Origin of the sequence: Bdellovibrio sp. NC01 (assembly GCF_006874625.1) — a bacterium.
Lineage (GTDB): Bacteria > Bdellovibrionota > Bdellovibrionia > Bdellovibrionales > Bdellovibrionaceae > Bdellovibrio.
This window is the reverse complement of the sequence record NZ_CP030034.1, coordinates 487,868-513,469: the sequence shown is the minus strand read 5'-3', so window position 1 is coordinate 513,469 and position 25,602 is coordinate 487,868. Positions and strand designations below refer to the sequence as shown.

At 45.0% G+C, this 25,602-nt stretch carries 27 protein-coding genes; 11 read left to right on the top strand and 16 right to left on the bottom strand.

Annotated features, from left to right (window positions below; genetic code table 11):
• Positions 1-62: 62 nt before the first annotated feature.
• The 4 genes from DOE51_RS02515 to DOE51_RS02500 form a co-directional block, all read right to left on the bottom strand.
• Complete coding sequence (locus DOE51_RS02515; protein WP_142695021.1) at positions 63-1,082, bottom strand: aspartate-semialdehyde dehydrogenase; 1,020 nt, start codon at positions 1,080-1,082, stop codon at positions 63-65.
• Positions 1,066-1,923 carry a CDP-diacylglycerol--serine O-phosphatidyltransferase gene (gene pssA, locus DOE51_RS02510; protein WP_142695020.1) on the bottom strand — a complete coding sequence of 286 codons (858 nt, stop codon included), beginning with the start codon at positions 1,921-1,923 and terminating at the stop codon, positions 1,066-1,068. Before pssA ends, DOE51_RS02515 begins: the two co-directional genes overlap by 17 nt.
• 9 nt (positions 1,924-1,932) lie before the next feature.
• Positions 1,933-2,571: a diacylglycerol/polyprenol kinase family protein gene (locus DOE51_RS02505; protein WP_246845281.1), complete on the bottom strand. Its 639-nt coding sequence runs from the start codon at positions 2,569-2,571 to the stop codon at positions 1,933-1,935.
• Between the two features lie 115 nt (positions 2,572-2,686).
• Positions 2,687-3,199, bottom strand: coding sequence for a hypothetical protein (locus DOE51_RS02500; RefSeq protein WP_142695018.1), 513 nt, complete (start codon positions 3,197-3,199; stop codon positions 2,687-2,689).
• A 172-nt stretch (positions 3,200-3,371) separates the two neighbouring features.
• Between DOE51_RS02500 and DOE51_RS19110 the strand changes: the two genes are divergently transcribed.
• Positions 3,372-4,430 carry a hypothetical protein gene (locus DOE51_RS19110; RefSeq protein WP_168196376.1) on the top strand — a complete coding sequence of 353 codons (1,059 nt, stop codon included), beginning with the start codon at positions 3,372-3,374 and terminating at the stop codon, positions 4,428-4,430.
• A 78-nt stretch (positions 4,431-4,508) separates the two neighbouring features.
• On the opposite strand, the gene DOE51_RS02485 is transcribed toward DOE51_RS19110, so the two are convergent.
• Together DOE51_RS02485 and DOE51_RS02480 are read right to left on the bottom strand one after the other, a co-directional pair.
• A complete protein-coding gene (locus DOE51_RS02485; protein ID WP_142695015.1) occupies positions 4,509-4,913 on the bottom strand; it encodes a biopolymer transporter ExbD in 405 nt (134 codons plus the stop codon).
• A 2-nt stretch (positions 4,914-4,915) separates the two neighbouring features.
• Positions 4,916-5,545 carry a MotA/TolQ/ExbB proton channel family protein gene (locus DOE51_RS02480; RefSeq protein WP_142695014.1) on the bottom strand — a complete coding sequence of 210 codons (630 nt, stop codon included), beginning with the start codon at positions 5,543-5,545 and terminating at the stop codon, positions 4,916-4,918.
• Between the two features lie 165 nt (positions 5,546-5,710).
• On the opposite strand from DOE51_RS02480, the gene DOE51_RS02475 reads away from it, so the two are divergent.
• A complete protein-coding gene (locus DOE51_RS02475; RefSeq protein WP_246845280.1) occupies positions 5,711-7,450 on the top strand; it encodes a sulfatase-like hydrolase/transferase in 1,740 nt (579 codons plus the stop codon).
• Positions 7,451-7,485: 35 nt separating this feature from the next.
• On the opposite strand, the gene DOE51_RS02470 is transcribed toward DOE51_RS02475, so the two are convergent.
• From DOE51_RS02470 to DOE51_RS02435, 8 genes are all read right to left on the bottom strand, one after another.
• On the bottom strand, positions 7,486-7,938 hold the full coding sequence (locus DOE51_RS02470; RefSeq protein WP_142695012.1) for a hypothetical protein: 453 nt from the start codon (positions 7,936-7,938) through the stop codon (positions 7,486-7,488).
• A gap of 12 nt (positions 7,939-7,950) precedes the next feature.
• Complete coding sequence (locus DOE51_RS02465) at positions 7,951-8,499, bottom strand: hypothetical protein (protein WP_142695011.1); 549 nt, start codon at positions 8,497-8,499, stop codon at positions 7,951-7,953.
• Between the two features lie 185 nt (positions 8,500-8,684).
• A complete protein-coding gene (locus DOE51_RS02460; protein ID WP_142695010.1) occupies positions 8,685-9,362 on the bottom strand; it encodes a hypothetical protein in 678 nt (225 codons plus the stop codon).
• Complete coding sequence (locus DOE51_RS02455; protein ID WP_142695009.1) at positions 9,362-11,431, bottom strand: FHA domain-containing protein; 2,070 nt, start codon at positions 11,429-11,431, stop codon at positions 9,362-9,364. The genes DOE51_RS02460 and DOE51_RS02455 overlap by 1 nt, the downstream gene beginning before the upstream one ends.
• Complete coding sequence (locus tag DOE51_RS02450) at positions 11,431-12,591, bottom strand: FHA domain-containing protein (protein WP_142695008.1); 1,161 nt, start codon at positions 12,589-12,591, stop codon at positions 11,431-11,433. Before DOE51_RS02450 ends, DOE51_RS02455 begins: the two co-directional genes overlap by 1 nt.
• Entirely contained in the window at positions 12,591-14,264 is a 1,674-nt protein-coding gene (locus DOE51_RS02445; protein WP_142695007.1) for an FHA domain-containing protein, read from the bottom strand. Before DOE51_RS02445 ends, DOE51_RS02450 begins: the two co-directional genes overlap by 1 nt.
• Positions 14,251-14,601, bottom strand: a complete 351-nt coding sequence (locus DOE51_RS02440) for a DUF192 domain-containing protein (RefSeq protein ID WP_246845279.1) — start codon at positions 14,599-14,601, stop codon at positions 14,251-14,253. The genes DOE51_RS02445 and DOE51_RS02440 overlap by 14 nt, the downstream gene beginning before the upstream one ends.
• On the bottom strand, positions 14,602-15,540 hold the full coding sequence (locus DOE51_RS02435; protein WP_246845278.1) for a type II secretion system F family protein: 939 nt from the start codon (positions 15,538-15,540) through the stop codon (positions 14,602-14,604).
• Between DOE51_RS02435 and DOE51_RS02430 the strand changes: the two genes are divergently transcribed.
• Positions 15,539-16,120: a nucleoside triphosphate pyrophosphatase gene (locus DOE51_RS02430; RefSeq protein WP_142695006.1), complete on the top strand. Its 582-nt coding sequence runs from the start codon at positions 15,539-15,541 to the stop codon at positions 16,118-16,120. The two genes, DOE51_RS02435 and DOE51_RS02430, sit on opposite strands and share 2 nt — an antisense overlap.
• 375 nt (positions 16,121-16,495) lie before the next feature.
• On the opposite strand, the gene DOE51_RS02425 is transcribed toward DOE51_RS02430, so the two are convergent.
• Positions 16,496-17,698, bottom strand: coding sequence for a DUF748 domain-containing protein (locus DOE51_RS02425; RefSeq protein ID WP_168196375.1), 1,203 nt, complete (start codon positions 17,696-17,698; stop codon positions 16,496-16,498).
• Positions 17,699-17,890: 192 nt separating this feature from the next.
• Here DOE51_RS02425 and DOE51_RS02420 point away from each other — a divergent pair, with 192 nt between their 5' ends.
• From DOE51_RS02420 to DOE51_RS02400, 5 genes are read left to right on the top strand one after another with little or no spacing between them, the layout of a single operon-like run.
• Entirely contained in the window at positions 17,891-18,604 is a 714-nt protein-coding gene (locus DOE51_RS02420) for a hypothetical protein (RefSeq protein WP_142695004.1), read from the top strand.
• 19 nt (positions 18,605-18,623) lie between these two features.
• Positions 18,624-19,283, top strand: coding sequence for a YggS family pyridoxal phosphate-dependent enzyme (locus tag DOE51_RS02415; protein WP_142695003.1), 660 nt, complete (start codon positions 18,624-18,626; stop codon positions 19,281-19,283).
• A gap of 32 nt (positions 19,284-19,315) precedes the next feature.
• Positions 19,316-20,143 carry a pyrroline-5-carboxylate reductase gene (locus DOE51_RS02410; protein ID WP_142695002.1) on the top strand — a complete coding sequence of 276 codons (828 nt, stop codon included), beginning with the start codon at positions 19,316-19,318 and terminating at the stop codon, positions 20,141-20,143.
• A 58-nt stretch (positions 20,144-20,201) separates the two neighbouring features.
• On the top strand, positions 20,202-20,747 hold the full coding sequence (locus DOE51_RS02405) for a DivIVA domain-containing protein (protein WP_142695001.1): 546 nt from the start codon (positions 20,202-20,204) through the stop codon (positions 20,745-20,747).
• Positions 20,747-21,028 carry a DUF167 domain-containing protein gene (locus tag DOE51_RS02400; RefSeq protein ID WP_142695000.1) on the top strand — a complete coding sequence of 94 codons (282 nt, stop codon included), beginning with the start codon at positions 20,747-20,749 and terminating at the stop codon, positions 21,026-21,028. The genes DOE51_RS02405 and DOE51_RS02400 overlap by 1 nt, the downstream gene beginning before the upstream one ends.
• Here the strand turns inward: DOE51_RS02400 and DOE51_RS02395 are convergent.
• Positions 21,025-22,200 (bottom strand): hypothetical protein, encoded by a 1,176-nt coding sequence (locus DOE51_RS02395; RefSeq protein WP_142694999.1) that lies wholly within the window; start codon positions 22,198-22,200, stop codon positions 21,025-21,027. The genes DOE51_RS02400 and DOE51_RS02395 overlap by 4 nt on opposite strands.
• A 53-nt stretch (positions 22,201-22,253) precedes the next feature.
• Here DOE51_RS02395 and DOE51_RS02390 point away from each other — a divergent pair, with 53 nt between their 5' ends.
• The 3 genes from DOE51_RS02390 (at position 22,254) to DOE51_RS02380 (ending at position 25,312) form a co-directional block, all read left to right on the top strand.
• Positions 22,254-23,471, top strand: a complete 1,218-nt coding sequence (locus DOE51_RS02390) for an MFS transporter (protein ID WP_142694998.1) — start codon at positions 22,254-22,256, stop codon at positions 23,469-23,471.
• Between the two features lie 7 nt (positions 23,472-23,478).
• Complete coding sequence (locus tag DOE51_RS02385) at positions 23,479-23,820, top strand: rhodanese-like domain-containing protein (RefSeq protein WP_142694997.1); 342 nt, start codon at positions 23,479-23,481, stop codon at positions 23,818-23,820.
• A gap of 394 nt (positions 23,821-24,214) precedes the next feature.
• Positions 24,215-25,312: a porin gene (locus tag DOE51_RS02380; RefSeq protein ID WP_142694996.1), complete on the top strand. Its 1,098-nt coding sequence runs from the start codon at positions 24,215-24,217 to the stop codon at positions 25,310-25,312.
• Positions 25,313-25,602 lie beyond the last annotated feature (290 nt).

Below are 25,602 nucleotides of genomic sequence, written 5' to 3'. Positions count from 1 at the left end.
CGCTGAAAATAAAAAAGGGACCTCGTGGGTCCCTTCCATACTTCTTCAGCACTCTTTTGCACTTAAGAGAAGAAAATCTTTTCGGCGATTTGAATACCGTTCAATGCAGCCCCTTTGCGGATGTTGTCTGAAACAACCCACATCAACCACATTTTTGCGTCTTCAGGATCGCGGTGGATACGACCCACGTAAACCGGGTCTTCACCTGACACTTTTTGTGCCAAAGGATAAACGCTTTTCTTTGGATCGTCTTGCACAACGATGCCTTCGCCGCTGTGAAGGGCTGCAACGATCTCTTCGCGTTTTGCTTCCTTGTTCAAAGTCACCCACACTGATTCGCTATGTGAATTCAAAGCAGGAATACGAACTGTGAACGCTGACACTTTCAATTTTGGCTGACCCAAAATCTTGCGTGTCTCTTTCATGATTTTGACTTCTTCACTGCAGAAACCTTCGTCATTGAAAGAACCAATTTGTGGAATGGCGTTGAATAAAATCTGATGAGGGAATGTTTTTGGTGCATGTTCTGCAGAACCGTTCGCCGCATGAGCGGCCGTTTGCACCAACAATTCATCAGCACCGTCTTTACCGGCACCGCTGACTGCTTGGTATGTGCTAACGCGCACTTCTTCCAAACCGAACTTATCAAGCAGCGGCTTCAAGGCCACAACCAATTGAATCGTTGAGCAGTTAGGATTTGCGATGATTTGTGGTTTTGAATCCTTGTTCACAAGATGACCGTTCACTTCAGGAACAACCAACACTGTATTCGGATCCATACGGAAAGCTGCAGAGTTATCGACTGCAAATGCACCAGAGGCCACTGCTTTTGGCGCCCACTCTTTAGAGATGTCGTCGCCAGACGAGAAGAACACTAGGTCCAAACCGTCGAAGCAGTTTTCTTTAAGAACTTGGCAAGGCCATGCCTTACCTTGAAGTTCGATTTTTTTACCCAGAGAATTTTCTGAAGCAAAAGGGCGAAGTTCCTCGATAGGAAATTCGCGCTCAGAAAGAATATTCATGAATGTTTGGCCGACCATTCCGGTCGCGCCAACGACGCCGACTTTAAGTTTTCTTTTCATCGTGTTTGCTCTCTTCTTCCTCTTCTTCAAGGACGAGGTCACTTTCATGAACTTGAGCAGGAGCATACACGCTTGGCTTAATCTTACGGATGTTTTTACCCAGTTTGAACACACCAAACACGGCGCCTAAAGCCGCATAGCCCATGAACAAAACAAAGAGCATAACTTCTGGACGAAGAGCAACGACAACAAGAACACCCACACCCAAAATCAGGTAGCGGAATGGCAAGCGCTCTTTCAAATCCAAATCTTTAAAGCTACGGAAACGGAAGTTTGAAACCATCACGATCGCCAGCAAGATTGTCATCACTAACAATCCCCAGTTACCCATGGGTTCAAGTTCCAAATCCTGGAAAGCTAAAACAGAAGAAGCAACGATACCCGCTGCCATTGGAATTGGTAAACCTTGGAAATAGTTTTTTTCAACAATGTTTACTTGAACGTTAAAGCGAGCCAAGCGCAAAGCACCGCACGCGACGAAAAGGAAACATGCAACCCAACCCAAACGACCAAATGGTTGTAGAGCCCACAAGAAAAGCAAAACACCAGGAGCCATACCGAAAGAAACAAGGTCACACAAAGAATCGTATTCAGCACCGAACTTAGAAGTTGAGCGAGTCAAACGAGCTAAGCGGCCATCCAATTGGTCAAATACTGCAGCAACTACGATCGCATAAGCAGCCCAAAGATAGTTTCCTTTGATTGATTGAATAACTGCGAAGAAACCAGAAAACAGATTTCCCGTCGTCATCAAATTCGGAAGGATGTAAATGTACATGGAAAGGCGCTGTGCGCGTGCTTCTTCAGTGTCTAAATGCGGATGTGTATGATCTATAGCCATGTCGGAAATCTATCCGACATTGGCGAAAAATCCAAAGAAATAAAACAAGATAGAGATACCAACGGCACTCATCAGAGGAAGAGTCAAATTGTCGTCAAGTTTACCGATTGGAATCAACTCTGCAAACGCGCCCACAAGACCCGCCAGAAGACTGACAACAATCAAACGATCTGTCAGATAGTTGTGCGTCAACAAGTAAACTAGAGTTAAAGCTGTACACACAAAGAATGCAGCTGCGAAACCTTGGATCGATTTGTGGCCAAAGATTTTATCTTTGCCATATAAAATTCCAAAGTAGCTGGCGATAGGATCTGCAAATGCCAAGAACAACAACGTCAACGCCACAACAGGGCGCGGGAAGATAATATCAACGACCAACACACCTGTTAGAAGGAATGTTGTACCCGCCAAGTTTCTAGCTTCGCTTTGACGCATGATTGGCTTGAATGCATGCAGGGCCCAGTCATTCAGGGCAGGATATTTTTGACGCAAAAAATCGAATGGAACGAACAGGCACCATGCGACCACAAGAATCGTCATAGACACAGCAGGCGGCAAATATACATAAGCCAAGAACATGCTGAAGACGCCTGACATGTGCCAGATCTTTCGAGCATAGTGAATGTCCGAGCGTTTCTTTAAATCCACAGGTTGAATCAGTCCTTCTAATATCATTCGGCGCTAACTTAAAGAAAGGCCGCGCTAGAATCAATTTAATTGATCTTACTCTAGCCGATTGCATCAAGAGACTGATATTACTAAATTAAATCTTTGTTGAATGAACGTGAATGACCTCTTCAACCGATTTTCCAGAGCGTTCACGATAACGAATCGCAATTTCGTTCTCGCCCTTATTCAATTGGATGAGGTCTGTTTGGTATCTGTCAGTGCCACGAGCAAAGATAGACGCGGTATAGCCATTGCTTTTGTTAACGATCTCAACATCACCTTCGTGGATGCCTTTGCCACAGCTCTTGCCCTGAAGTTGCACGAAACCGCTGTTCACGGAAACTTTTACTTCGGCCTTCTTTGAACAATTCAAATCGAACTGTGTGAACTGTTGCAAAGCAGATTCAGGCTTTTGTGTCGCCATTGCTGCCGCAGGAACGCTCGCAGGTTGACGTGACGACGCCATAGAGTTTTGAGACGCCACGACAGGCTCAACAGAAAGAGCTTCCTCTTCAGTTAAATTAAAGAATGTACGTGCGCCCAAAAGTGCGACGAGCACAAATGTCACAGCGATAAAATGAATGTCTGAAGCTTGTCTCTTGAACATGATAATTCTATTCGGAGAAACCAAGCCCGACTTTAGCTGTGTCAATTTGAGAATTGTCGATCAGAAAGTAAACACCGTCTTAAGTATAGCTAATGAAAAGCCGATAAATACGAGTACGAGTGGCATCGCTGTTGCTCTTAAAAGTATTCGATAGTTCTCGGGGGATGAAACTATGGAAGTACGTTTTCTCAAAAAGACGCGCCCATTGCGCGTTTTATCCGTCGCCACACTTTTGGGTGTGATGGTCGTGAGTTTCCAAAACTGTGCTCCGCAAGCGTGTGGCACTGGTTCCGGCGATTCTAGTTCATCGTGCTCGAATGAAAGCGCGTCGACAACCACACCAACATCCAACTCAAATTCGCAGTCACCTTATCAAACAGGAGCTGGAAATCTAGTCATTGGTGGTGGCAGTTCTGGCGGTTCTTCTAGTTCTGGAAACAATGGCACAATCACTGTGGGCGGCGGAAGCTCGTCTGGCAGCGGTTCTTCCGGTGGTGGCTCTTCAGCTTCTGGTGGTTCGTCATCAGGAGGCTCTTCTTCGGGTGGAGGCCTTGTCATCGGCGGTAGCGGCAGTTCTTCTGGCGGTTCATTCGCAATCACCAAACAACCTGTGGGCGGATCTGTTTATGAAAAACAAGATTTCAATTTAGAAGTTATCGTTAGCGGTGGCAAAGCCCCATACACTTATCAATGGTATAAAAACGGCTCGCCTATCACGAATGGTCTTGGCACTTTTGCGTTTTATTCTGACAACGCAGACACATGGTTGAAAGAGGGTTACTACTACGTCGTTGCAAAAGATGCGGCGGGTGCTTCGGTCACGAGTGTGCAAGTGAACATCGGCGTGATTGAACCGAACACCGGTTGTGCTGCGGGCACTTATTTCACTTACACGAATGCCACGTACGACCAAGCTTACAACTTCTTCCCGACTTATTTCGATGGTCCACGTGGTAAATACATCATCCACACAAGCTATGACTATTTGAATTTCTTGTCGCAATATCCATCACAAACAGGATGGAAAGGCTGGAGCTTCCCGGCGCTGGCGCACTTAGGCCGCGCACAACTTAATTGCCGTCAAAATGTCCCACGCATTAATACGCCCATCAATAGTTGCTACAACTATACAGGAACAATTACTTTCGAGTGTCACAACAATAAGTTGAAATTGATCTCGAATACCTGCGCTCAATCAACTTATGCTTGTGATTACGGTGGCGGGAACTAGAATCGGTTGAACGCTTAGTGAAGAAATAAAAAAGGCTGAGTTTCCTCAGCCTTTTTCTTTTTTAAACGTCGTGAATGACTATTTCTTGTCGATGCTGATCGCGAATTTCTTCACGCCTGCACCTTTTACGATATCAAGAAGGGCTACAACTTTACCGTGTGGCACGTCTTTATCGGCAGAGATGATCGCTTGAACATCTGCATTTTTAGCTACTTCTTCAGTCGCTTTTGCTTTCACAGCATCTTCGTTAACGAAAGTGCCATTCAAGTTAATACGGCCGTCAGCAGTTAAAGCAATATTCAATTTGCTTGGCGCTGTTTGATCACCACTTGCTGCTTTTGGCAGATTTACGTTGATCGTTGGCTTAATAAACATGGGTGCTGTGACCATGAAGATGATCAAAACAACCAGGATGATATCAACCAACGGGACAACGTTAATATCCGCGATGGATTCGTTATCTTGTCCCGTTTTCATTGCCATGGTTAAACACCTTTTTTCTTAGCGTAAGCAAGGCACAACTCTTTCACACTCTCAAGAGATTGGAAGATACCGCGCACTTGTTTGCTGTAGTAGTTGTAGAAAATAACCGCTGGGATCGCCACGAAAAGACCTGCCGCTGTTGCAACAAGGGCCATCGAGATACCCGCCATCACCGTTTGTTGGCCAGCCTCTGGAGATTGTGCCAAATCGTTGAAGGCTTTCATGATACCCAAAACCGTACCGAACAATCCCACGTAAGGAGCATTCGAACCGACTGTTGCAAGGAAGTTCAAGAACTTCTCTAGCTCTGGGCGTTCCGTTAAAGCAAATGTGTTGAATACTTCTTCAAGACCTTTGCTGCCTGATTCACGCATGTGTTTCATTGCGTAACCAGCTGCACGGCCTTCCAAAGAGTTTGGATCTTTCGCAAGATCTTCAACATCTTCCAAGCTGTTGCTTTGAAGAGCCATCTTGATTCTTGCGCGAACACGCGTGGATTCCGCGTTCACTTTTTTCAAAGCGAAATATCTTTCAAGGATCATTCCGATGCTCAGCACACTGAGAAGAAGCAAAAGCCACAAAACCACTTGGTCGGCTAGATGAGCTACGGTGAATATTTTTTCTGCGAGCATGGTGTGAAGTCCTCCAAATCTTTGACCTATATAAACTATTGAGCCATTATCTCTAAATCGATTACACATGGTCAAGGTATGCTGAGAATCATTTTATTTACCACACTTTTTCTACTGAGCTTGGTCCAGCTTTCTTGTCAGACAAATGACAGGAAATCGATCCTATTGATCGCTGTAGACGAATTGTCAGTGGGCGACGTGAATTGCAATTCTGAATCAGGAAATGGGACGCGCAGCGGTTTTCATTTGCTTTGCAAAGAGTCGGTTCGTTTCACTCATGCCTATACGCCATCAACATTGGCAGCACCTGCGTTGTCTTCTGTTTTAACCGGGCTTTATCCTTTTCAACATAAAGTGCGTCACAACGGTGGTCCAGGTCTAGCACCCGAGTTGGACTTAGCATCTGAATTGGCCGTGCGCTTAGAATATCGAACAAGTTTCTTTTCCGGTGGTGCACCAATCTTTAGAAGAACGGGCCTTAATCAGGGCTTCGAACTTTTCGACGATAACATCGTTCCAAATTTTAATTCTTACTATCGCCCGATCAAAAAGACTTCAAATCAGTTTTTGCAGTGGTTGAAACATGATGTTGGCAACAACGCATTCTTTAGCGTTTTGTATGCTCCGGATCTTGCTTATGTTACGACGGAAACAACAACCGATCTTGGTGAAACTCGTAATTTAAGTTTCGAAAGCCAGCTGGATGAATTGGACGAGAGTTTATATGAACTCTTCCAACAATTAAAAGCGCAGGGCCGTTGGGATAAAACGACTGTCATCTTGGTGGGCTTAAGCGGACACAATGTTGAAGATCGTACGGGCGAACTAAACCCCACCAACTTGCACAGTGAAAACACGCAAGTCGCATTGTTGATTAAGCCTGCACAAAGTAAAAAACGTGATGAAGCGATCTATTGGAAAATCGATCAAAACGTAAGCTTGGTTGATTTAGGTCGTACCCTTTATGATCTTTTGGGTGAAACGAATTTAGATGAAGACGATAATACCGACTTCCCTGCCCATTCGTTGTTTTCTGTCCTAAAAAATCCCGTAGCCCACTGGCCTGAAGATCGTCCGATCTTGATCGAATCAGGTTGGTCGATGTGGCGTAATGCAGGTCCGTTAAAAACAGCGGCGATTTCCAATCACGTTTTGTACATCAACGATGAATCACCGAAGTTGTACAACACTTTATTGGATCGTTTCGAAGTGAATCCGCTACCGATGCTTCAAGAAAGTATTTTGCCGACGACAACAAAGTTGCAAAATCTTTTGCGTAAATATCAGCTTCCTCCGTACATCCAACCCAACAGTGAATGGATGAGCAAGATGAGCTTGGCTTATTCACGCTGGATGCGCCAGGATCAAGAGGCGTCGCTACTGCGTGATCTAAAACGTCTTAGCAATAACCAATCTCGTAGCATTGATTTATTGAATTGGACTGCCCAAGTGGCCTTGAACCAGAAAGACTGGGAAACGCTTCGCAGTCTTGGTAACAAAAATAAGATTTCTTTGTGGCAGTACGTGGCCGAAAAGAATCTGAATATCAAAAACTCAAAAACGTCGGATAGCTGCATCGTTTTGCTGAACTCTAAAGAGCTTGAATCAAATCACTTAAAAGACTGTGGTGATCCATTGTTCTTAGAGCTGATCGACTGGTTGCGCGCGGATACTCGCGGCCTTTCAAAAGATACTCAACGTAAGAAGTTTGAACGTTCATTTAAGAACTACATGTTAGATCAAGAAATCCAAAGAGCGAACATTGCTTTAGGATTAATCTGGGATACATCTCGGGACAACACTTATGCGCCATCACGAACGGAACTTGCTCTCCAGCTACCAGAGCTTGCGAAAGTTCGCATCCAAGCTTACAAAGCCTTAGCGACAATCGACGAAGAGGACTAATAAAAAAGGAGCTTTGCAGCTCCTTTTATTTTAACTTATTTCAATTTCAACCCCGCACAGTCGACGTGTGGATCATACGGCTTATAGTGGTTTTGCCACCAGATCACTCTGTTAATTTGATAGCGAGTATCGCCATTCAAAACATTTTGATTCAAACTTGCTTCAACATTGGATGTGTACCATTCACCGTTCGCATCAGTGCCCTCTTTTTTAGCGTAAGCACCGACATAATTCACTTTCAGCGAAAACACTTTCTTTAGTTCAATTGTTTGCAAAACCTCTGAACCCAAAGTCAAAGCCACGGATTTTTTCGAACCATCAACCGCAGTGATCGCCAATTCGCAGGCCTGGCCTGAAACTGTGTCTTTACCAACCAGCACATCACCAGCTTTAAGATCTTTAAGATTTAATCCACCAGCTGCGAAGGCAGCACTACTCAAAGTCAGTAAGCACGCACAAGTGATGGCTTTAGAAAGTGCATTCAACATGATTCCTCCAAATTAATTTTGTGGTTCTGGCAACTTCGTTAATTTTCCAAAACTAAGGTCTTTCGTCACAGATCCAATGTATTCGCCTTCGTCATTGACATCAGCACTAACGTCTTCAGTGATCGTGAACATGTGTGATGCTTCAAAAAAATGACCTGTTCCGTCGTTTCTGAAACCCACAAAGAAAGTATAGCCAGCGCCCGCGCCCATCCAGCCACCACGACCGAATGAAGTTTGCACACTGTTTGTGACTTCGACTTCACCACAACCGTCAATCCATGGATTTTCCGGAGTGCTCGTCGCACCTTCACACGTTTCTTTTTCAATTTGCGTTCTTAGCTTTGCCAACGTTGACGTTGGGTCCGCTAAAAGCATTTTGATGAACTGATCGTTTTCTTGAGCATCGACAAATTCAGCAGCTTGGACTCCAGAATCAGCGCCTCCATCGGGAAGAATTTTAACCGTCGCTTTTTCTGCGCTCACTTTTTTAAACGTGCGGCTTTCCGCATGAGCCACTGTAGAAACAACTAAACAGGTAAGTACAAGCATAAGTTTTTTCATAAAAAAGCATCCTTAAGTCTTCGCTAAATTTTTAAATCAGAAGAATCTTCGCAAGATTCAAACCAAGCAGAGTTGTAAATGAAGAGCTTTAGGCACTGAAGTTTCTGTTCAGAAATATGACAGCTAACAAAAAAGCGCCCTTGCAAGGCGCTCTAAATAGCTAAAAATGATGAGTTCGCAATAGTTTAGACGGCGACAAGGCCCAGCCAAAATGGCGATTCAGGGAACTCTTGAATCATACGATTTGTGATATCACCCAAATCCTGTTGATAAGCGTCGCGAGTCCACAACGACGTTGCTGTCGCAGGGCTTGCTAATAACACCAGTTGATCGCCCTCACGCACGTAAGTGTGACCACATTGAATATGGCAAGTTGGATCCATCCCCAATAATTGCGCAGGCAATGGCGGCAGAACGGAACCATCTTGCAATTCACTGGATAAATCAAGACCTACAGACAACGGCTGCAAACGCTGCCCATTACGTTGCAAATACAAACTTGGACAACCGACGTGAGCATACGCGATCTGCGAGCCACGACGGAACAGCGCCATCACTTCAACACCCGACTGATATTGCGCACGATTATCACCACGATAGATAATATCATTTGCGATCAATAAACTTGTGCGCACGTAATTCGCTTCATCCGTTAAACAAGTTAAAAACTCAAACGGCGAAGTCACTTCAACGTCAGCCTTTGCAGCACTAACGTATTTTACGACCTCATCAAGCGCACGTTGCGCATGTTCAGGTTGCCCCCATGAAGTTGCAACCACGATCAACGAGCCATCCTCTTCCGTATGAATTAACGGCTTCGGACGAAGAACTTTGGTGCTATATGATCTTTCCTGCAACTTCATTACAAAGCTCCGTACTTTTTAAGCTTGATGTAGGCTTTTTTGTAGTACTCGCCATCTGGGACATCAAGATCCAAGATCTTTTTCCACTTGTCTTTGGCGCCTGCTTTAGCTTCGCCACCTTCGACGTTACCGAAGCTTTCTTCAAGAATTCCTTCTTGATAAAGACTCATCATCTGCTTACGAAGTTCACTGACATATCTATCGATCTTCGGTTGAAGTTCGTCATTATTAGGATCAATCTGACGAGCTTTACGTAACGACAGAATCGCGCCTTTGATGTTTTGTGACGAATACAATTTGTCAGCCTCTGCTTGGAAGCTTGCTGTTTTTGTATTCATCATCTGACGAATCGAAGCGATGCTACGTTGTGATTGTCCTTTCAGACCGTTTGGATCTGGAAGTTTGGCTTCAACCACTTTTTCGTAAGCCGCGATAACATCCAATGGATTTTTCGCCGACTTATGCACTGATTGAGCTTTGTCGTAAATCGCACGAAGCTTCGCCACTTGCCCTTGATAAGCCGCTTTTTCCGCTGCTTTCGCTTGACGAGCAATGACGATCGTTTGCACTTGAGCTTTCAAATCGTTGATCTTTGGATGATCCGGATTGAATTGCATCACACTGCTTAAGCAATCATCCATCATCTCTTCTGTGATGTCTGGATTGATTTTCTTTTGGCATTCGGCCACTTGCTTAAGAATTTTTTCTTCCGCTTCGACTTTTGCTTTTTCGATTTCTTCCTGACGGCGTTGTTGTTCTTGGATGAACATCGCCTCTTTAGAAAGACGTTCGATTTCTTTTAAGTCTTCATAGTCGGGAACGATCTCGCGAATTTTTACGATCTCGTCTTGCGCCAATTGATATTTACCAGCCATGTACAAGTTCTTCGCGTCTTTATAACGCTGACGAACAAGTGCTTGCTGTTCCGGTTTCAATTTCGCAAAAGCATCTTGTGGAGAGCCCGGAGCCGCCGGACCTGCTGCCGTTGGGCCGCCTGGTTTCGGAGCCGTATCATTCTTATTACCGCTGAATAACCACGCTAATAGAATAACCGCCACCGCGCCGATGATAATTTTTGGACGATGCTTTTGAAAATCAAATTTACCGCTCGCCGCTGGTGGCGGCATGTGCCCTGTCGGCGCGGGTGCTCCCATCGGATACTGCGGTTGATATGGCATCGGCGCCATACCGCCTTGATAAGGCATCAATTCATTCGGCATGTGAGCCTGTTGATATTCCGGAGGCAAGACATCGCTTGCGACTGGTAACAACGGACTTGGCGGAGCAACGTTCACCATTTCCAAACGACTTTGGAAGTGGGCATCGTGCAACTCAAAATAAAGATAGTTCTCTAACACTGTGATCGCATCACCCGATTTAATTGGCGTCGGATCACTTGAAGAGATTGGATTTCCGTTTAATAAAGTTCCGTTCACGCTGCCCAAATCCAGGATGTGGTATTGTGAACCGGCTCTTCTGATTTCAAATTGTCGGCGACTAACACGTTGATCGCGAATTTGGATGTGGCAAGACGACTCGCGTCCTGCGATCCATGAATCGCCCGCATCCAAACGAATCATTTCTTTCGTTTCGTTGCTACTGTCGACGATTTTAATGAAGGCTGCTGTTGGAGCAACACCGATCACAGTCTTTTCTTCATTCGCATAATCGTCGCCACCACCCGCATCGATGTGTGCAGGAGGATTTTGCAACTCACCACCACCGTAGCCAGCATCCGCTGACATAGCAGGAGCTTCTGCAACCGGGCCGACATCGGCAGTCATCATAAATTCAAATTCATAAGGAGGAACTGTGAATGCCGAACCATGCTCAAGTGCGAATTGCTGAGCTTGTTCACCGTTGAAAATAAGATCCCCGTAACGAGAAATCACTTCAACCATCCAGCCACCATTTTGGAAGCTCAATTTGAAGTGTTCGCGCGAAATGCCCTTTTCAGGTTGCAGAACGATATCGCAATCTTCCTTACGGCCAGCGATATAGCTGCGATCTTCAGCTAAGGCGACGTCATATACTGTTTTACCGCGTAAGCGAACTTTCAAACGTGCCATTAGAATCTCCCGGTCTCCACATTCAAGCTGCATTCTTCATAGAACTGCTTGGCTTCCTTAAACGTAGGATCGTCTTTGCGGTTCTGTAGCATAGTCATCACGTTAGAATAATTCGACTGACACATACGCCAGTTTTTCTTTTCTCTGTAGCGATTACCTTGAATCATATTAAACTTAACTAACTCATCGAACTTAATTTTTGCTAAATGATAATAGCGCTTCGCTAATTCATTATCCGGGTCCAAGTTCAATACGACTTGGAACGCTTCACGCGAACGAGCGTATTGACCTTGTTGGAAATCGCGGAAACCACGAATAAAGTTTTCTTGGGCACGACGGTATTGAACCGAATCGTACTTATCTTTCTTCAGTGAAGCGAGCTCTTGCGTACGTTTGTCTGCCTCCGCCATATCTTGCAACGAAATCGAAGACGTTCGGATAGCATTTGGATCTTTCGCCTTATTCCCTTTTGACGGAGAGAAAATGAAATATCCCACCACCGCAACAATCGCGATGATTCCATAGAAGCGCGCTTTTGGATTTTGCAAAATACTGCCGCCACCACCACGCATTGCTGGAGCCGGTCCCGCAGACGGAGGAGCTTGGAATCCTCCACCATAGCCCATACCTTGGGAAGGCATTGATGGTGGCATTCCCATTGGTGGAACTGACGGTGCCATTCCTGGTTGCTGGAATGCTGGTACACCTGCTTGTGGACGTGGTGCCGCTGCCGGAGTTGGCGCTGGCGTCACTGGCACAAACGGACTGTTTGGTTTTAAACCTGGTGTCGCTGCTGGCACAGACGAAGGAACCGCCGCTAATTGCGGTTCTTCAGCACCTTCGCAGATGAAACGCATTTCTGTTTCACCGATTTGAATCACAGTTCCTTTTTTAAGAACTTCTGATTGAACAGCTTCACCATTTACGAGGATAAAATTTTTCGAACTTAAATTAACAACAACGAATTCACTACCACGCTGTTTGATTTCAGCATGTTGACGGCTCACACGTGGATCACTTGAAAGAACGATATCATTCTCGGGTCCACGACCGATCGTCGCACTTCCTTTTGAGAAGTTTAAACGAAGTCCGATATGAGGCCCCTTGGTGACCTCAACTTCGAACGACAATGCATCTTTCACATTCGGAGCCGCGCCCATTACGACCCTCCGTCAGTTGGTGATACGGTGATAAGATAATAATCGATATCTGTCGGCGATGAACTCATCGCCTGACAGCTTAATACACATAAATGACCACTGAACTCCAATTGGTCCGTATGAATCACGCGAGGATTTTCGCGGCTCTTACCCACCAAGTGTTCAATATTTTGTTGCATGGCTGTGTCTGGAATCGCCGTATACATTTGCCCAGCTAATGCTGTTGCTTCTGCGTGTGCGACCGCTGCAAATGAAGGACTGCATGCGATGATGCGACCGTCTTTAGCAATAGCCACCGACGGGAAACCGATCATCTGTACAAGGTTTTCAGCCTCGCCATCTTTATTGACGAAGTTGCCGCCGCCGCCTTCATCACGTGCGCCACTGATATAACGAGTCAGCAAACTGTTAATATTGCCAACAAGAGCTTGCAATGGTGGGAACATGAAGTCGACTTCAGTGCTGTCTTTCTTTTCGCGCATTGCAATGTCTAATTGCGAATTCAAGCTCGCAATTGGATATTCGATCAGCTTGTACATAAAGAAGTAAATCAACAAACCTACAAGGGTTGCGATAACCAAAGTTTGCATGAACAACGAAATCGCACGACCGTCATCAAATGCCAAGCTTCCGATATCATACAAGACAATCGCATGAGCTTTCACCGACTGTTCACCCGTATTTGGATCGAACAAGCCGATTGGGAAACTTGCACCGATCGTTGAAGAATCAACTTCCACCGACTGCGGGCGCATTTCACGACGAGCCACATGCACGAATGGCAAATCCGGAGTCGTACCTGCACGAGTCGCTGGAGCCAAGATCATACCGTCAGATTGTTGCACGATAAGAACTTGTTTCACACCGTCTTCAGACTCTGCCTGGTTCGTTGTTAACTGTGAAAAACTATTTTGCAGAAGGGCCGCTTGGTTCATCGTCGCAACTGTTCTTGCGATAGAAGCCGCACGACGTTTACTTTCATTGATGATGCTGGCTCTTGAAATCGCCACCATCGGAATCATTGAAAGCAATGTTGTGACAAAGATAAATAAAACGACAAAGCCCAACAATACCATTTTGAATTCAATAAACGTTGGAAGTTTATAAACCCCTGGCAATGCGACTTTATCAATGTACTCCATCAACTTATCAACAAGGGCTTTGACACCACCCGGATGATAAGCCGGAGCTGGCGCTGGGGCCGCACCTGGAGCTGCTCCTGGCATTCCTGCCATAGGTTGCGGTATACCTTGCGGCTGACCGTAAGCTTGTTGTTGATACATTTGTGGCGGCATTTGCGGAGCCGCACCACCACCATAATATGGCATTGGAGTTTGCGACGGCACTTGCGCTTGTTGTGGACGTGGCGCTTGTGGTCTTGCATCCGGAGCTGGAATCACATCAACCAAAACATCGTGAATACCCAGTTTATCACCAAGTCTCATGATCCCGGTTTGCATACGAATACCATTTAAATAAGTACCGTTGCTTGATTTCAAATCCGTGACGACAATTTTTTCTTTATAAACAGTGACTTCGCTGTGTTCCTTAGAAACGCCAGCACTTGTGAGTTTAATATCACAAGTTGGAGCACGACCGATCACGTTGCGCCCCATTTTCAATTCTAAAATTTGGCCGGCTTGAGGACCGGTTAAAACTCTAAGCGCCCACATAGAGTTGATCTCCCACGCTGATGTTCAACTTGCTGCTTGTACCTGCTGCCATCTCAATGACTGAACTGGCTCCCCATACTGGGAAAACCATTCGCCAAGGTTTCACATCTTTATAGATGGCTTTGACTTTCAAATTTTTATCTACAAATACACAGTCGATAGAAAACTGCATAAAACACGTATGAATGCTGTTGCACTGATGAATCCAAAGCGCTGCGTCCTCGGACAGATTTTTTCTGCCAAGCAAGCCCTTGCCACGACTCCAGAAAGTCTTTGCGACTTCCAGATTCGGAACCAGGTTTACGTTTGTGGATTTATTCTGCAACACTGCCATCATCTATTTTCCACCCGACATAAATGAAACTGCTACTGGACCGAAAACCATGATGAAGACCGCTGGTAAAATGAAAATCATCAGCGGAATCAAGATAGCTTGCGAAGCACGAGCACCCGCTTTTTCGGCGCGTACGAAACGCTCCAAACGCATTTGCTCGGACTGGTCCTTTAATACTTGCGAAATACTTGCACCCGTTGCTTCCGCGTCAACCAAGACCGCGACGAAGCTGGTAATCTCGTTCATGTCTAAACGCTCGGCCATTTCTTTCAAGGCTTGCGTTTTCGACGAACCGATTTTGATATCTTTCAAAACAATTGAAAACTCATCCGCCAAAACTGAATCTGTACCTTGTGCTTTATCCACGATCTTTTGAATCGCAGAAAAGAAGTCCAAACCGGCTTCCACTGAAAGCGCTAGCAAGTCGATGAAGAACGGCAAATCGGCACGCACTGAAAGCTCACGCTTCTTCTTTTCACCTTTCGAGTGAATTTGTGGAAGATAGAAACCAATCAACCCCATACCGACGCACATGTAAGGCGATAAACCCAACTGCAACGAGAAGTTCATGATCAGCAAGAAGATCGGGAACATAATGCCCCACAGAAGTTGCAAGCCGATGAATTCGTCTTCATTCAACTCTGCTGACAAACCTGATGTTTTGATGAACTTACGAACCTTCTTACGATAACCTTCACTTCTAATCTTCAATGCATGTTGCAATGTGAACTGATGCACAAGTGGACGCGAAAAGTTGATAATAGGATTTTTCGACTTCACGGGTTCTGCATTGTTCGCCCATGAAAGTTGCGACTTATCCGCGTTACTTGCAAAGATGGAACTAACGAATAGGAAAACCGCCACTCCTGCGAGCAGCAATCCTAGTATGAGCATTAACTCTGCACTTCCCATTTTCGCCTCTTTGTGTTCAAGTGAATTCATGAAACCAATTGTGTTGGCATCTGAATCCCCACGTCGTCGTCAACTTCTTCACGAAGCTGGTTTTTCATTCGACGTGGTACCAGTTAAAGTATCGGAAATTCCTAACAAAAACCTGAATGTGAATGACCAGATTTTGGATATCGCCCGACGAAAAGCTAGACAGGCTTTAGCTGACCATAAGTCGAGTGGAAAAGGCCCTGCGATCCTCATATCCGCCGATACGGAAGTGATTTTTGGTGGGAGCCCGCTTGGAAAACCCGCAGATCGCGACGATGCCTACCGCATTTTAAAACTTTTGTCTGGGAATTATCATGAAGTACTGACCGCAGTTTGCGTGGTCGACACCGACACCGGCAAAGAGTTGTCTCATGTTGAGACGACAAAAATTTTCTTCAAGACACTTAATGATGATGAAATCTGGACCTATATTGCGACGGGTGAGCCCATGGATAAGGCCGGCGCCTATGGCATTCAAGGTCATGGGGGCAAGTTCGTGGAAAAGTTCGAAGGCCCATTTGATAACGTCGTTGGTTTACCAGTTGCGGTAGTTCGCCATCTTTTGGCAAAATTGGAGTCATGAAAGAGTACAATCTCGACATCTATTTTGACGAGAACCTTCATGATCGTCCTCAAAATGAGAACGATATGGATTTGTACGTACAAGAAAAGAAGATTGCTCTTTCAACAATTCAAAATCCTGTAGAGCGCGTGAAAGCTCTTGGTGAAATCGGAACTTACTTGCGCATTCTGGGATTCCTGGGCGAAGCACGCGATTATCTTTTAAAATCTTTGGAAATTATTGAACGCCACAATTTGGGCGAGGCGTGGAAAATCACGCAACAAATTCGCCTGGCCCACGTCTATCAATGGCAGTCGTGTTTTGATTTAAGTAATCCGATGTTTGACGATTTGATGGCCCTTGCACAAAGCCGCGATCTTGGTCACTTGAATGATTTTATCTGGCAACATGCGGGGAAAAATTATTTTGATCAAATGAAGTGGGCACAAGCAAAGGTGTGTTTTGAAAAAGCTCTAGTTCTTCGCGAAGCCCGTAACGCTTCGGAGGATTTGCTGGAGTCTGCCCGTCAGTCGATTCAAGCCACTTTGCAGAGAATGAACTGACTTTACGACTGGCGATGTTCTTTTTGCCAGGCACATTTTTTTGAAAGCCACTGCGCACAGCCGTCCAGAACGCCTGCCATCGCGGTTCACCGGGAACCATCTGTCCACTGAAAGCATAACGTTTACCATGCAAGCGTTTTGAATTGGAAAGAACGATATCACCCAGTGCTTGAATCGATTCTGCAAAAATATGCTTTTCGATGCGATTGTTCCAAGTGATCTTCACAGCCTCGACATCTTTAAAAAATGGCGTCAAATAACCGCGAACCGCACCGTTATTTACGAAGACTTGAGAAAATAACGACATTTCTCCACGCAAAAAATAATAAGGTCCGTACAAGATAAAGGTGTTATTCATTCGCGCCAGATTCGTTGACGTTAAATCCGCTTTTAAATTGAAGGTTGGATTTTCAGCATCTTTATTGAACTGAACACTAGCGCGAATCCAGCCTTCTCGTTGCAGGCGGGCTGACATTTTAATCTGACCTGGCAGTTTTCGATTCACCTTTTCAGTATTGTGCAAATTCATAATGCTGACAGAGATTTTATCAATACTAACTTGCACGGGTTTCTTATAGTCGCGATTCACGAACACAATACTGCCATCGGCGACTTTGATATTTTCGACATCGTAGGGAATGAACTTTTCAAAAAGCTTTTCCCAATTTTGCTCTTCACCGTATTGCTGATTGCCCTTGATGACGCTGTCGATGATATGAAGGCGCGGTCGATCAACGTCGACGCTAACTAAAACTTTCTTTTCAATAAACAAATGCGTCAAAAAGCTCACGCGAATTTTATCGACAGCGATAATGGGATCGTACTCCGCCCGATCTTTGCGCCAGATACGCAGTCCATCTATTTCGTAGGAGCCTCGATGAAAGGAAATACTGAAATTGGAAATGCGCCCCACATACGTCGGCATATCATGACTTAGTTTTTTATTGATGACGTAAAGAAATCCCAGCGGCAAAGCGATGCGAGCCACGATGAAAAGCACAGCAAGAGAAATAAGAATTTTATATCCGCGCTTCATTATTATCAGTGTTGCGTAACTACTTCTTGCAGGCATCGTGGTTTCTAACAAAACACCGCCGTCTCAAAATGAGAGGCAGAAGCCTTTTTGGTCACCCTCGACTGAGATCGACAATCTTACTGGCGTGAAATTCAACTGTTTAGATTTAAGACTGGCACCATCGATGAATAGTAAATCTTTGTCGAGGTCACTATGAAATTCAACGTAAGGCTAACTATCATCGCTACCGCCTTTTTATTCCAAGCATCGCTTGCGTTTGCGGGCGTTGAAGCAAGCAATTGTGTTGAATGTTCTTTGCCCTCTACAAAATCACGCGAGCAAATGTTAGCTCGTGATATCAGAAACACAGTCAGCAACGGACAAGTGGCTCAAGCCGTCAGTGATGTTCAAGAGCGCATGAACTGGGCTGAGACTTGTGGGAAATTTTCAAATGGCTCGTCTTATGGTCCCTGGGGCCAAGAGGTCATCAAACAACTTCAATCACGTCAGTATTCAGAACTTGAACGCGGATCACGCGATTTAAAAGAACTTTGCCCTGGCTATGAACAGATGAGTCCCGAAGGCAAACAAGGCATGTGGGTCACGATTATCGCTGCGATGTCGAATCACGAAAGCTCGTGCCGTAAAAGTCCGCCGCTTCATGGTGGACCCAACGGAACTCTTGTTGGTCTTTTGCAACTTCATAAAGGTCGCGAGGGCGAATATTCTGGCGGCTGCCGCAATGGCGATGGCAGCACGGCAGAAGGCAGTATTAAATGTTCAATGGCGATGTTGAATGACCAGTTGGGCCGTGGTGAAGACCTATTTACCCGCTCCCCTTATTGGGAAGTGCTTAAAGTCACTTCTAGAAAAAAAATCTATTTAGAAATCCAAGAAGCCGTTCAAGCTTATAGCCTTTGTAAATAAAACTGACTAAGATAGCTGCATGTCTTTGCAACAAGTCTTGAGTCAATTAGGTAAAGCCAAACTTCTCGCCGTTTCCAAGTTACAACCTATGGAAAAGATCCGCGATTTATACGGACAAGGACAACGTCGTTTTGGTGAAAACTATGTGCAAGAGGCTTTAGACAAACAGGAAGCTCTTTCCGACCTACCCGATATTGAATGGCACTTGATCGGCCATCTGCAAAAAAATAAAGCCAAATACGTGGTTGGGAAATTCCATCTGATTCATTCGGTGGAAAGCCTTGAGCTTGCCCAAGTTTTAAGCCGTCAATGCGACTCTAAAGGCGTTCAACAAAATATTCTTATCCAAGTGAACCTTGCCCACGAGGAAACCAAAAACGGTTTTGATAAGAACGACGTTCTTGCGGCATGGCCTGAGCTGATGAAACTTCCCAACTTGCATATAATGGGTTTGATGACGATGCCGCCATTAACCGAAACGGGGTCTGAAGTACGTCATTACTTTGCGGAGCTCCGCGCTTTGCGTGACGAGCTTAAACGGCAAACTGACACGACAGTTCATCCGATGACGGAGCTGTCAATGGGCACGAGCCATGATTATCAAGTCGCCATAGAAGAAGGCGCAACCATTGTGCGTCTTGGGACTATTTTGTTTGGCGAACGCCCTGTCAGACGTTAGACTGACACAGTACTGGAAGGAGCCAATACTCCATGAACCCACTATTAAAAGCGCAAAAAATTGGATTTTTGGGTGCCGGGAATATGGCGCAAGCCATGATCAAGGGTCTTGTCGAAGGCGGAATCCCCGCGAAACACATCTACGCAAGCAACCGATCTGAAGGCAAACTGATCAAACTTAAAGAACAATTCCAAATCAATACTCTGACTAACAATGAAGAGCTTATTGATATCTGTGACATCATCATCTTGGCCGTTAAACCCCAAGATTTGTTGGTGGCACTGGAACCTGTTGGTCGTGCGTTTGACGAAAATAAAATCGTCATCAGCGTGGCTGCAGGTATTCGTATGGAAAAACTTGAAAGATTCCTTAACGGAGCACGCCTTGCGCGTGTGATGCCGAACACTCCGTCGATCATTGGTCGCGGTGTGATCGGATATCTTTTGAATGATGACGACGACGAAGCTCTTGAAAGCACCGTCGAAGATTTATTCGCGCCACTAGGTCGCGTGATTAAAAATAGCGACGAAGATCAATTCGAAGCCCTGATGATTTCATGCTCAAGCGGAACAGGTTTCGTCTTTGAGATGATGATGTACTGGCAAGATTGGATTGAAGAACACGGCTTTTCTGATGAAGAGGCTCGCGTTATGACAATTGAAACATTTGTCGGTGCTTCGTTGTTAGCGGCCCAAGCTCGCGAACGTGTTGAAGACCTCCAAGCCCGCGTCACATCTAAGAAAGGCGTGACCGCAGCTGGACTTCAGTCTATGCGCGAACTTGAAATCGAACGTGCTCTTCGCATCAGCTTTGAAAAAGCCGCGATGAGAAACAAAGAAATGGCTAGAGAAATCAAATAGTCTTGCCCATCCGCAGACTCGCCCTTTATCCTTAATCATATTGTTCAAGGAGGAACAAATGAAAATTACTCCAATTGATATTGCTCACAAGTCTTTTGGTAAGAAGATGATGGGCTTAGATGCTGATGAGGTTATGGATTTCCTTCAGCAAATCGCCGCACAAATGGAGTCTTTGATTCAAGAACGTAATGCTTTGAAAGAAGCCGTTCGTGAAAAAGATCTATCATTGATGGAATACAAAGAACGCGATCAAGTTCTTAAAGAGACTATTCAAACTGCAACACAAATGTCAGATCGTCTTCGCCAAGACGCTGATCGTGAAGCGAAGTTGATCATCGCTGATGCGAATCAAAAAGCAGAGATCATCACTCGCGATTCACGTGATTCATTGAAAAAAATGTATCAAGAAGTCGCAGAGTTGAAACGTACACGCATGCAATTCGAAGCGAATTTGAAAGCTTTGGCGCAAGCTCACCTTGCTCTTCTTGAACAAGGCGAAAAGTACATGCCACAAATGAACATGCCGAACCAAACTTTCGCAAACGGTAATACGCAAGCGAACAACGGCAGATCAACAAACGTATCGCCTCTTTCTGCTGAATAATGATTGAAGTGACAAAAGGTGGAGTTCGACTCCACCTTTTTATTCAGCCCAAGTCTTCCAAAAACGAAATCGTCGGTTCCCACAACGGTCTATTAAAAATAAAAATCACAGCTCCACCCGTCGATGGCAAAGCCAACGAAGGATTGATCGCGTTTTTGTCTGATTATTTTGATTTACCTAAAAGAGACATCACCATCATTCGCGGTGACACTGGCAGGCAGAAAACAGTCGAACTGCTCGGGGTTTCAGAGCAGTTCGTACGCGAAAAGTTAAAACTTTAATTACTTCTTCTGCGTTTCTTCTTTTTATCTTGTTTCAACTCAATTTGCATTTCAGCGTCGTCCATCTGTCTTTGCAATTCATCATCGACAGTCTTTGGTTTCACTCTTTGCGTTGGTTGCGGTTGGAACAAGCTTTGATCGACACCGTCATCTGTTTGCTCTTTAAAGTTTTTAACTTTCTTTTGCGAGCTCAAATCGGTGTCAGTTTCTTTATACATATTCGAACGACCGCGCGGCACCGGGTTTGTCACAGGCACAAAACGGTCTTCTTGTTGTGTGTAGCCTTTGCTCATGTCGAAGCTGTAGCGAATGAAACCACCGACGTGATAACCAGCTGCTGTGTTTTCACCGGCAACCGTTGCGCCACCGTTGACTTGAATACTCCATGCAGGATTGATTTCCCATGTTGCATACAACAATGTGTCTACAACTGAAGGATTCACCATGTACCACTTGAAGGATTCCGCATCGACCGTGTTGATATAAGCAATACGCACGGATCTATCACCCGTATCGTCCGTCACACTTTGTGTACCGAAAAGCTCACCGCCCAATTTGAATGACGTGAACTTGCCTTGCACACCGACACCCCAAGGCATCAAGTAAGAACGACCTTCACCGCGATAATTCAAACCCAGCCAACCGTAAATACGAGCAGCGCCGAAATCTTTTTGTGCCGTCAAACGCGCCCACGCTTCGAAAACTCCTTCGGAGGTCAAAACTTGGTCCGTTGTGCCGTCAACTTTATCAAACGGAATCAATGTCGCAATTTCCGGAACTAATTGGAAAGGACCGTCATACATCACGAAATCAAGGCCCAAAATCATCTTTGAAAAGCTGCTGTTTGAGCGCGTTGCCACTGAATTTTTACTTTCAGCCGTGCTCAACACACCCGCCGCAAAGAAAGACCAGTCTTTACGAGGCATATAACGAGTCTCAAAGTTCACATCAATCAACTGATAGTGATTTCCGCTCGTTAAATTGGTTGTTCCACTCCCCATGTTTACGTAATTGGCTTCCGTATAGAAGAATTGCGTGCCTAATTCGAAATCCCAGTGATCTCGTTTAAATTCTTTGTAGTTATCAAAGGCATGGGCTGTGGAAGAACCCAGGACAATACCTGACAAAACAAGAGCGCAGAGTGACGTCAAAGACTTAAGATTATTTGCCATTTTCATAACTTCCTAATATTAACAAGCCTAGATAAAGGAGCAAGTATTACTCCATGAACGAGACTTCAAATAAATCCCAAATGGCCATCATATTTTTCACCGTCTTCCTGTATTTGGTGGGCTTTGGTGTCGTTATTCCAATTCTTCCCATTTTGAGCAAAAACTTCGGTGCAACGGCAACTCAAACGGGTCTTCTTCTTTCTGTTTATTCGGCGATGCAATTTTTGTTTTCTCCATTCTGGGGTCGCTTGAGCGATCGCTTAGGCAGACGACCTATCTTGCTATTCTGCTTGGCCTGCGAAGGACTTTCTTATCTATTGTTTGCTTGGGCGCGCACACTTGAGTGGTTGTTTGTCGCTCGTATTCTTGCAGGCTTCTTTGGCGCAAGTATTTCAACTGCCTCTGCATACATTTCCGATATCACTCCCAAAAATCAACGCTCGAAAGGCATGGCCTTGATCGGTGTTGCCTTCGGTTTGGGTTTTGTTGTCGGTCCTGCGTTAGGCGGTTTGCTTGCAGTTTGGGGTCGTCACATCAATTCGGCTCCTCACTTTGATACTTCGTTCTCGTTCTGCTGGGTTGCGGTTCTTTGTTTTGCAAACTTCCTTTTCGGTATCAAGTATCTGAAAGAATCTTTGTCAGAGAAAAGTGAATCCGCTGAAAAGAAAAAACGCTTCTCTGTGATGTGGCACTATTTGAATGTGAAAACTGTGGGTCCATTGATGACGGTTTTCTTGCTGTCCTCTTTGGCGATGTCAGGCATGGAAGCGACTTTGATTTTGTTCATGGGTGAAAAGTTCGGCTGGGATGTAAAGCAAGTCAGTTTTGGTTTCGCATACATCGGCGTGATCATCATCTTCACTCAAGGTTTCTTGGTTCGTCGCCTTCTTCCTAAATGGGGCGAGCGTAAAGTTTTGCGTCTTGGAATTTTACTTCTAGCTTTAGGAATCGCAGGCATTGCGTTCTCTAACAACTTGGCGTTGATGTGTTTGACGATGACTGTTCTGTCTTTGGGTAATGGGTTAGCGAATCCTTCGACATTGGGTTCAATCAGCTTATTGACAGATCAAAAAGAACAAGGTGTTGCGATGGGAGTCACACAAAGTATGGCTTCCTTAGGTCGTATCATCGGCCCTGCATTGGGTGGTTTGTTGTACCAACACATTTCCATCACTTCGCCCTTCTTAACTTCGGGTTTGCTTGCATTGATTGGTTTCATGATCGTGATTTCAATCTATCGTTCAATCCCAGAACACGCTCGCGTAGGATAAAAATATTATGATCGACGTTGCACAAATTGGTTATTTTCAATTCGATAATTTAGTTCGCGGTCGTGTGCCGTTCATGTTGATCAACCTTGGGGTGGATCTTAGCGTTTGGTACAAAAGTGTCGAAGCGATGCACATTGCTGCCGTCACAGTTGAAGTTGAAAACGAAGACTATGTCGGTGCTATTAAAGCGAAAAAACTTCCTCCGCACTTTGCGATTGTCGTTCTTGATCAAGACGGTTCGCGCTCTAAGAAAATCGCGGATGAGTTAGAAGCAGCGGGCTTCCTCAACGCTCACTATGTGCGCGGTGGTTTCATCGGTATTCAAAAAGAAAAGAATGAAGAAGCTTAAAGCTCCTTCATTCTTTTGCTCCGTTCACTCTGGCTTCGCCGGAGTCACCAACTCTCTCGACTGTTTTTATTTTTCTATTTTCGCGAAACTGTTTTGTTCACCAAATTAGTGCAAAAACGCAAAAATCATTTATCTCAACAAAACCTTTTTATCTAAGCAACGATTCTATTGTCATGATTTGATTCGTGTTCTTCTTAACTCTTCGAATATTTCAGCGTCGTCTTGAAGCTTGGACAAATTATTCTTGATTCACGGACTCGCTCAAAACGCAAAACTAAAAATTTATAAGCCAAGCGACACAAAAAAGAATGCGTTGTTGGATACCGACCAAGGATGTAGCATTATTTTCAATATACAAATTAACACCCATAAAACTTTAACCAAGGATGTAGGAATGAAAAAGTTTTTGATGGCAACTTTAGCAACGACAACGCTTGCTGCGACAGCACACGCTGGCAGCATCAGCTATGATTTCCGTGGTGATTTCCAGTCACTAGATTTCAATGAAGAAGCGGCGAAACCTGACACAAACAAGTTCTATTTCAAAATCGGTCGTATCGATTTTAAAGGAAACTTGAATGAAGATTTGTCATACCGTCTACGTTGGGGCTTCTACAGCACGCCAACTTACACGACTCGTGACAATGTTAACACTCAAGTGCAATTGGCTTACTTGACTCAAAAATTGGGTTCAGGCTTCAGCATCACTTTGGGTAAAATGGCGTCGCAAATCGGTGGCTTCGAAGCTGCTACTTCTGGCGCAGACTTGTACCTAACTTCTCAATCTTATGCGTCTTCATTGAGCGGCGCTGGTCACCTGTACAATACTGGTGCGGCGAACATTCTATATATGACTGGTGCAAGAGCTGAGTACTCTTTCGGTGATGGCACTCAAACTATCGGTTTGATGGCATTCAATCCAGCGCAAGACCAATCTAACAATGGTGCTGCTTCTGGTTTCGACCAAAACTCTACAAACGCATATGGTTTCGTTTACCAAGGTGCATTTGCTGATAAAGCTTTCGGCGTAATGGCTTCTTACCACCAACTTGGCGGTACAAACACTGGTGCATTCACAACTGCTGCATCAATGGCTGACGACAAAACTGGTTTGTGGGCTGTTGGTTTGAAATGGGATTCAAATCCTATCTTGTTGCAATTGGACTACTTGGGCCAAAATGCTGAATACGAAGCAGGCACTGATAAATTGACTACTTTCGTATTCAAAGCTGCTTACACTGGCTGGGAAAACTGGACTCCACGTCTTGAAGTTACAAGCGACAACCAAGAGATCGACGTTGCATCTAACGGTTCAATCGCTGGTACAAACAAAACAATGGGTTACGGCGCGGTTCTTGAGTACAAACCACGTAAAGACGACATCTTCCGTTACCACGTAGCTTACAACTACACGACTGAAGACGCTGACAACACGAAAACTCGCCAAGAGATCGTAGTTGGTACACGCCTTTTGGGCGACTTCTTGAAATAATCAAGAAAACCAAAGCACAACTCAAAAAGGGAGGCCAAAAGCCTCCCTTTTTCTTTTTGGGAAACTCAGGGGTGTCTGTCGTTATTTTGGGTCTACAGTGCGTCATTAATCTTAAGTTTTCGCTGCGGTGTAGACCCAAAAAAACGACAGACACCTTCGGGCTGGACTCTCGACGCGATTGCCGCGGCTATACTCGTCAATAGACCTTGAATTTGGTAGTCTCTAAGGGTTAAAAACCTTGGGATTTCGTGTCCTTACTTCGGTGTTCGCCGAAGAACTAAACTGTTTGG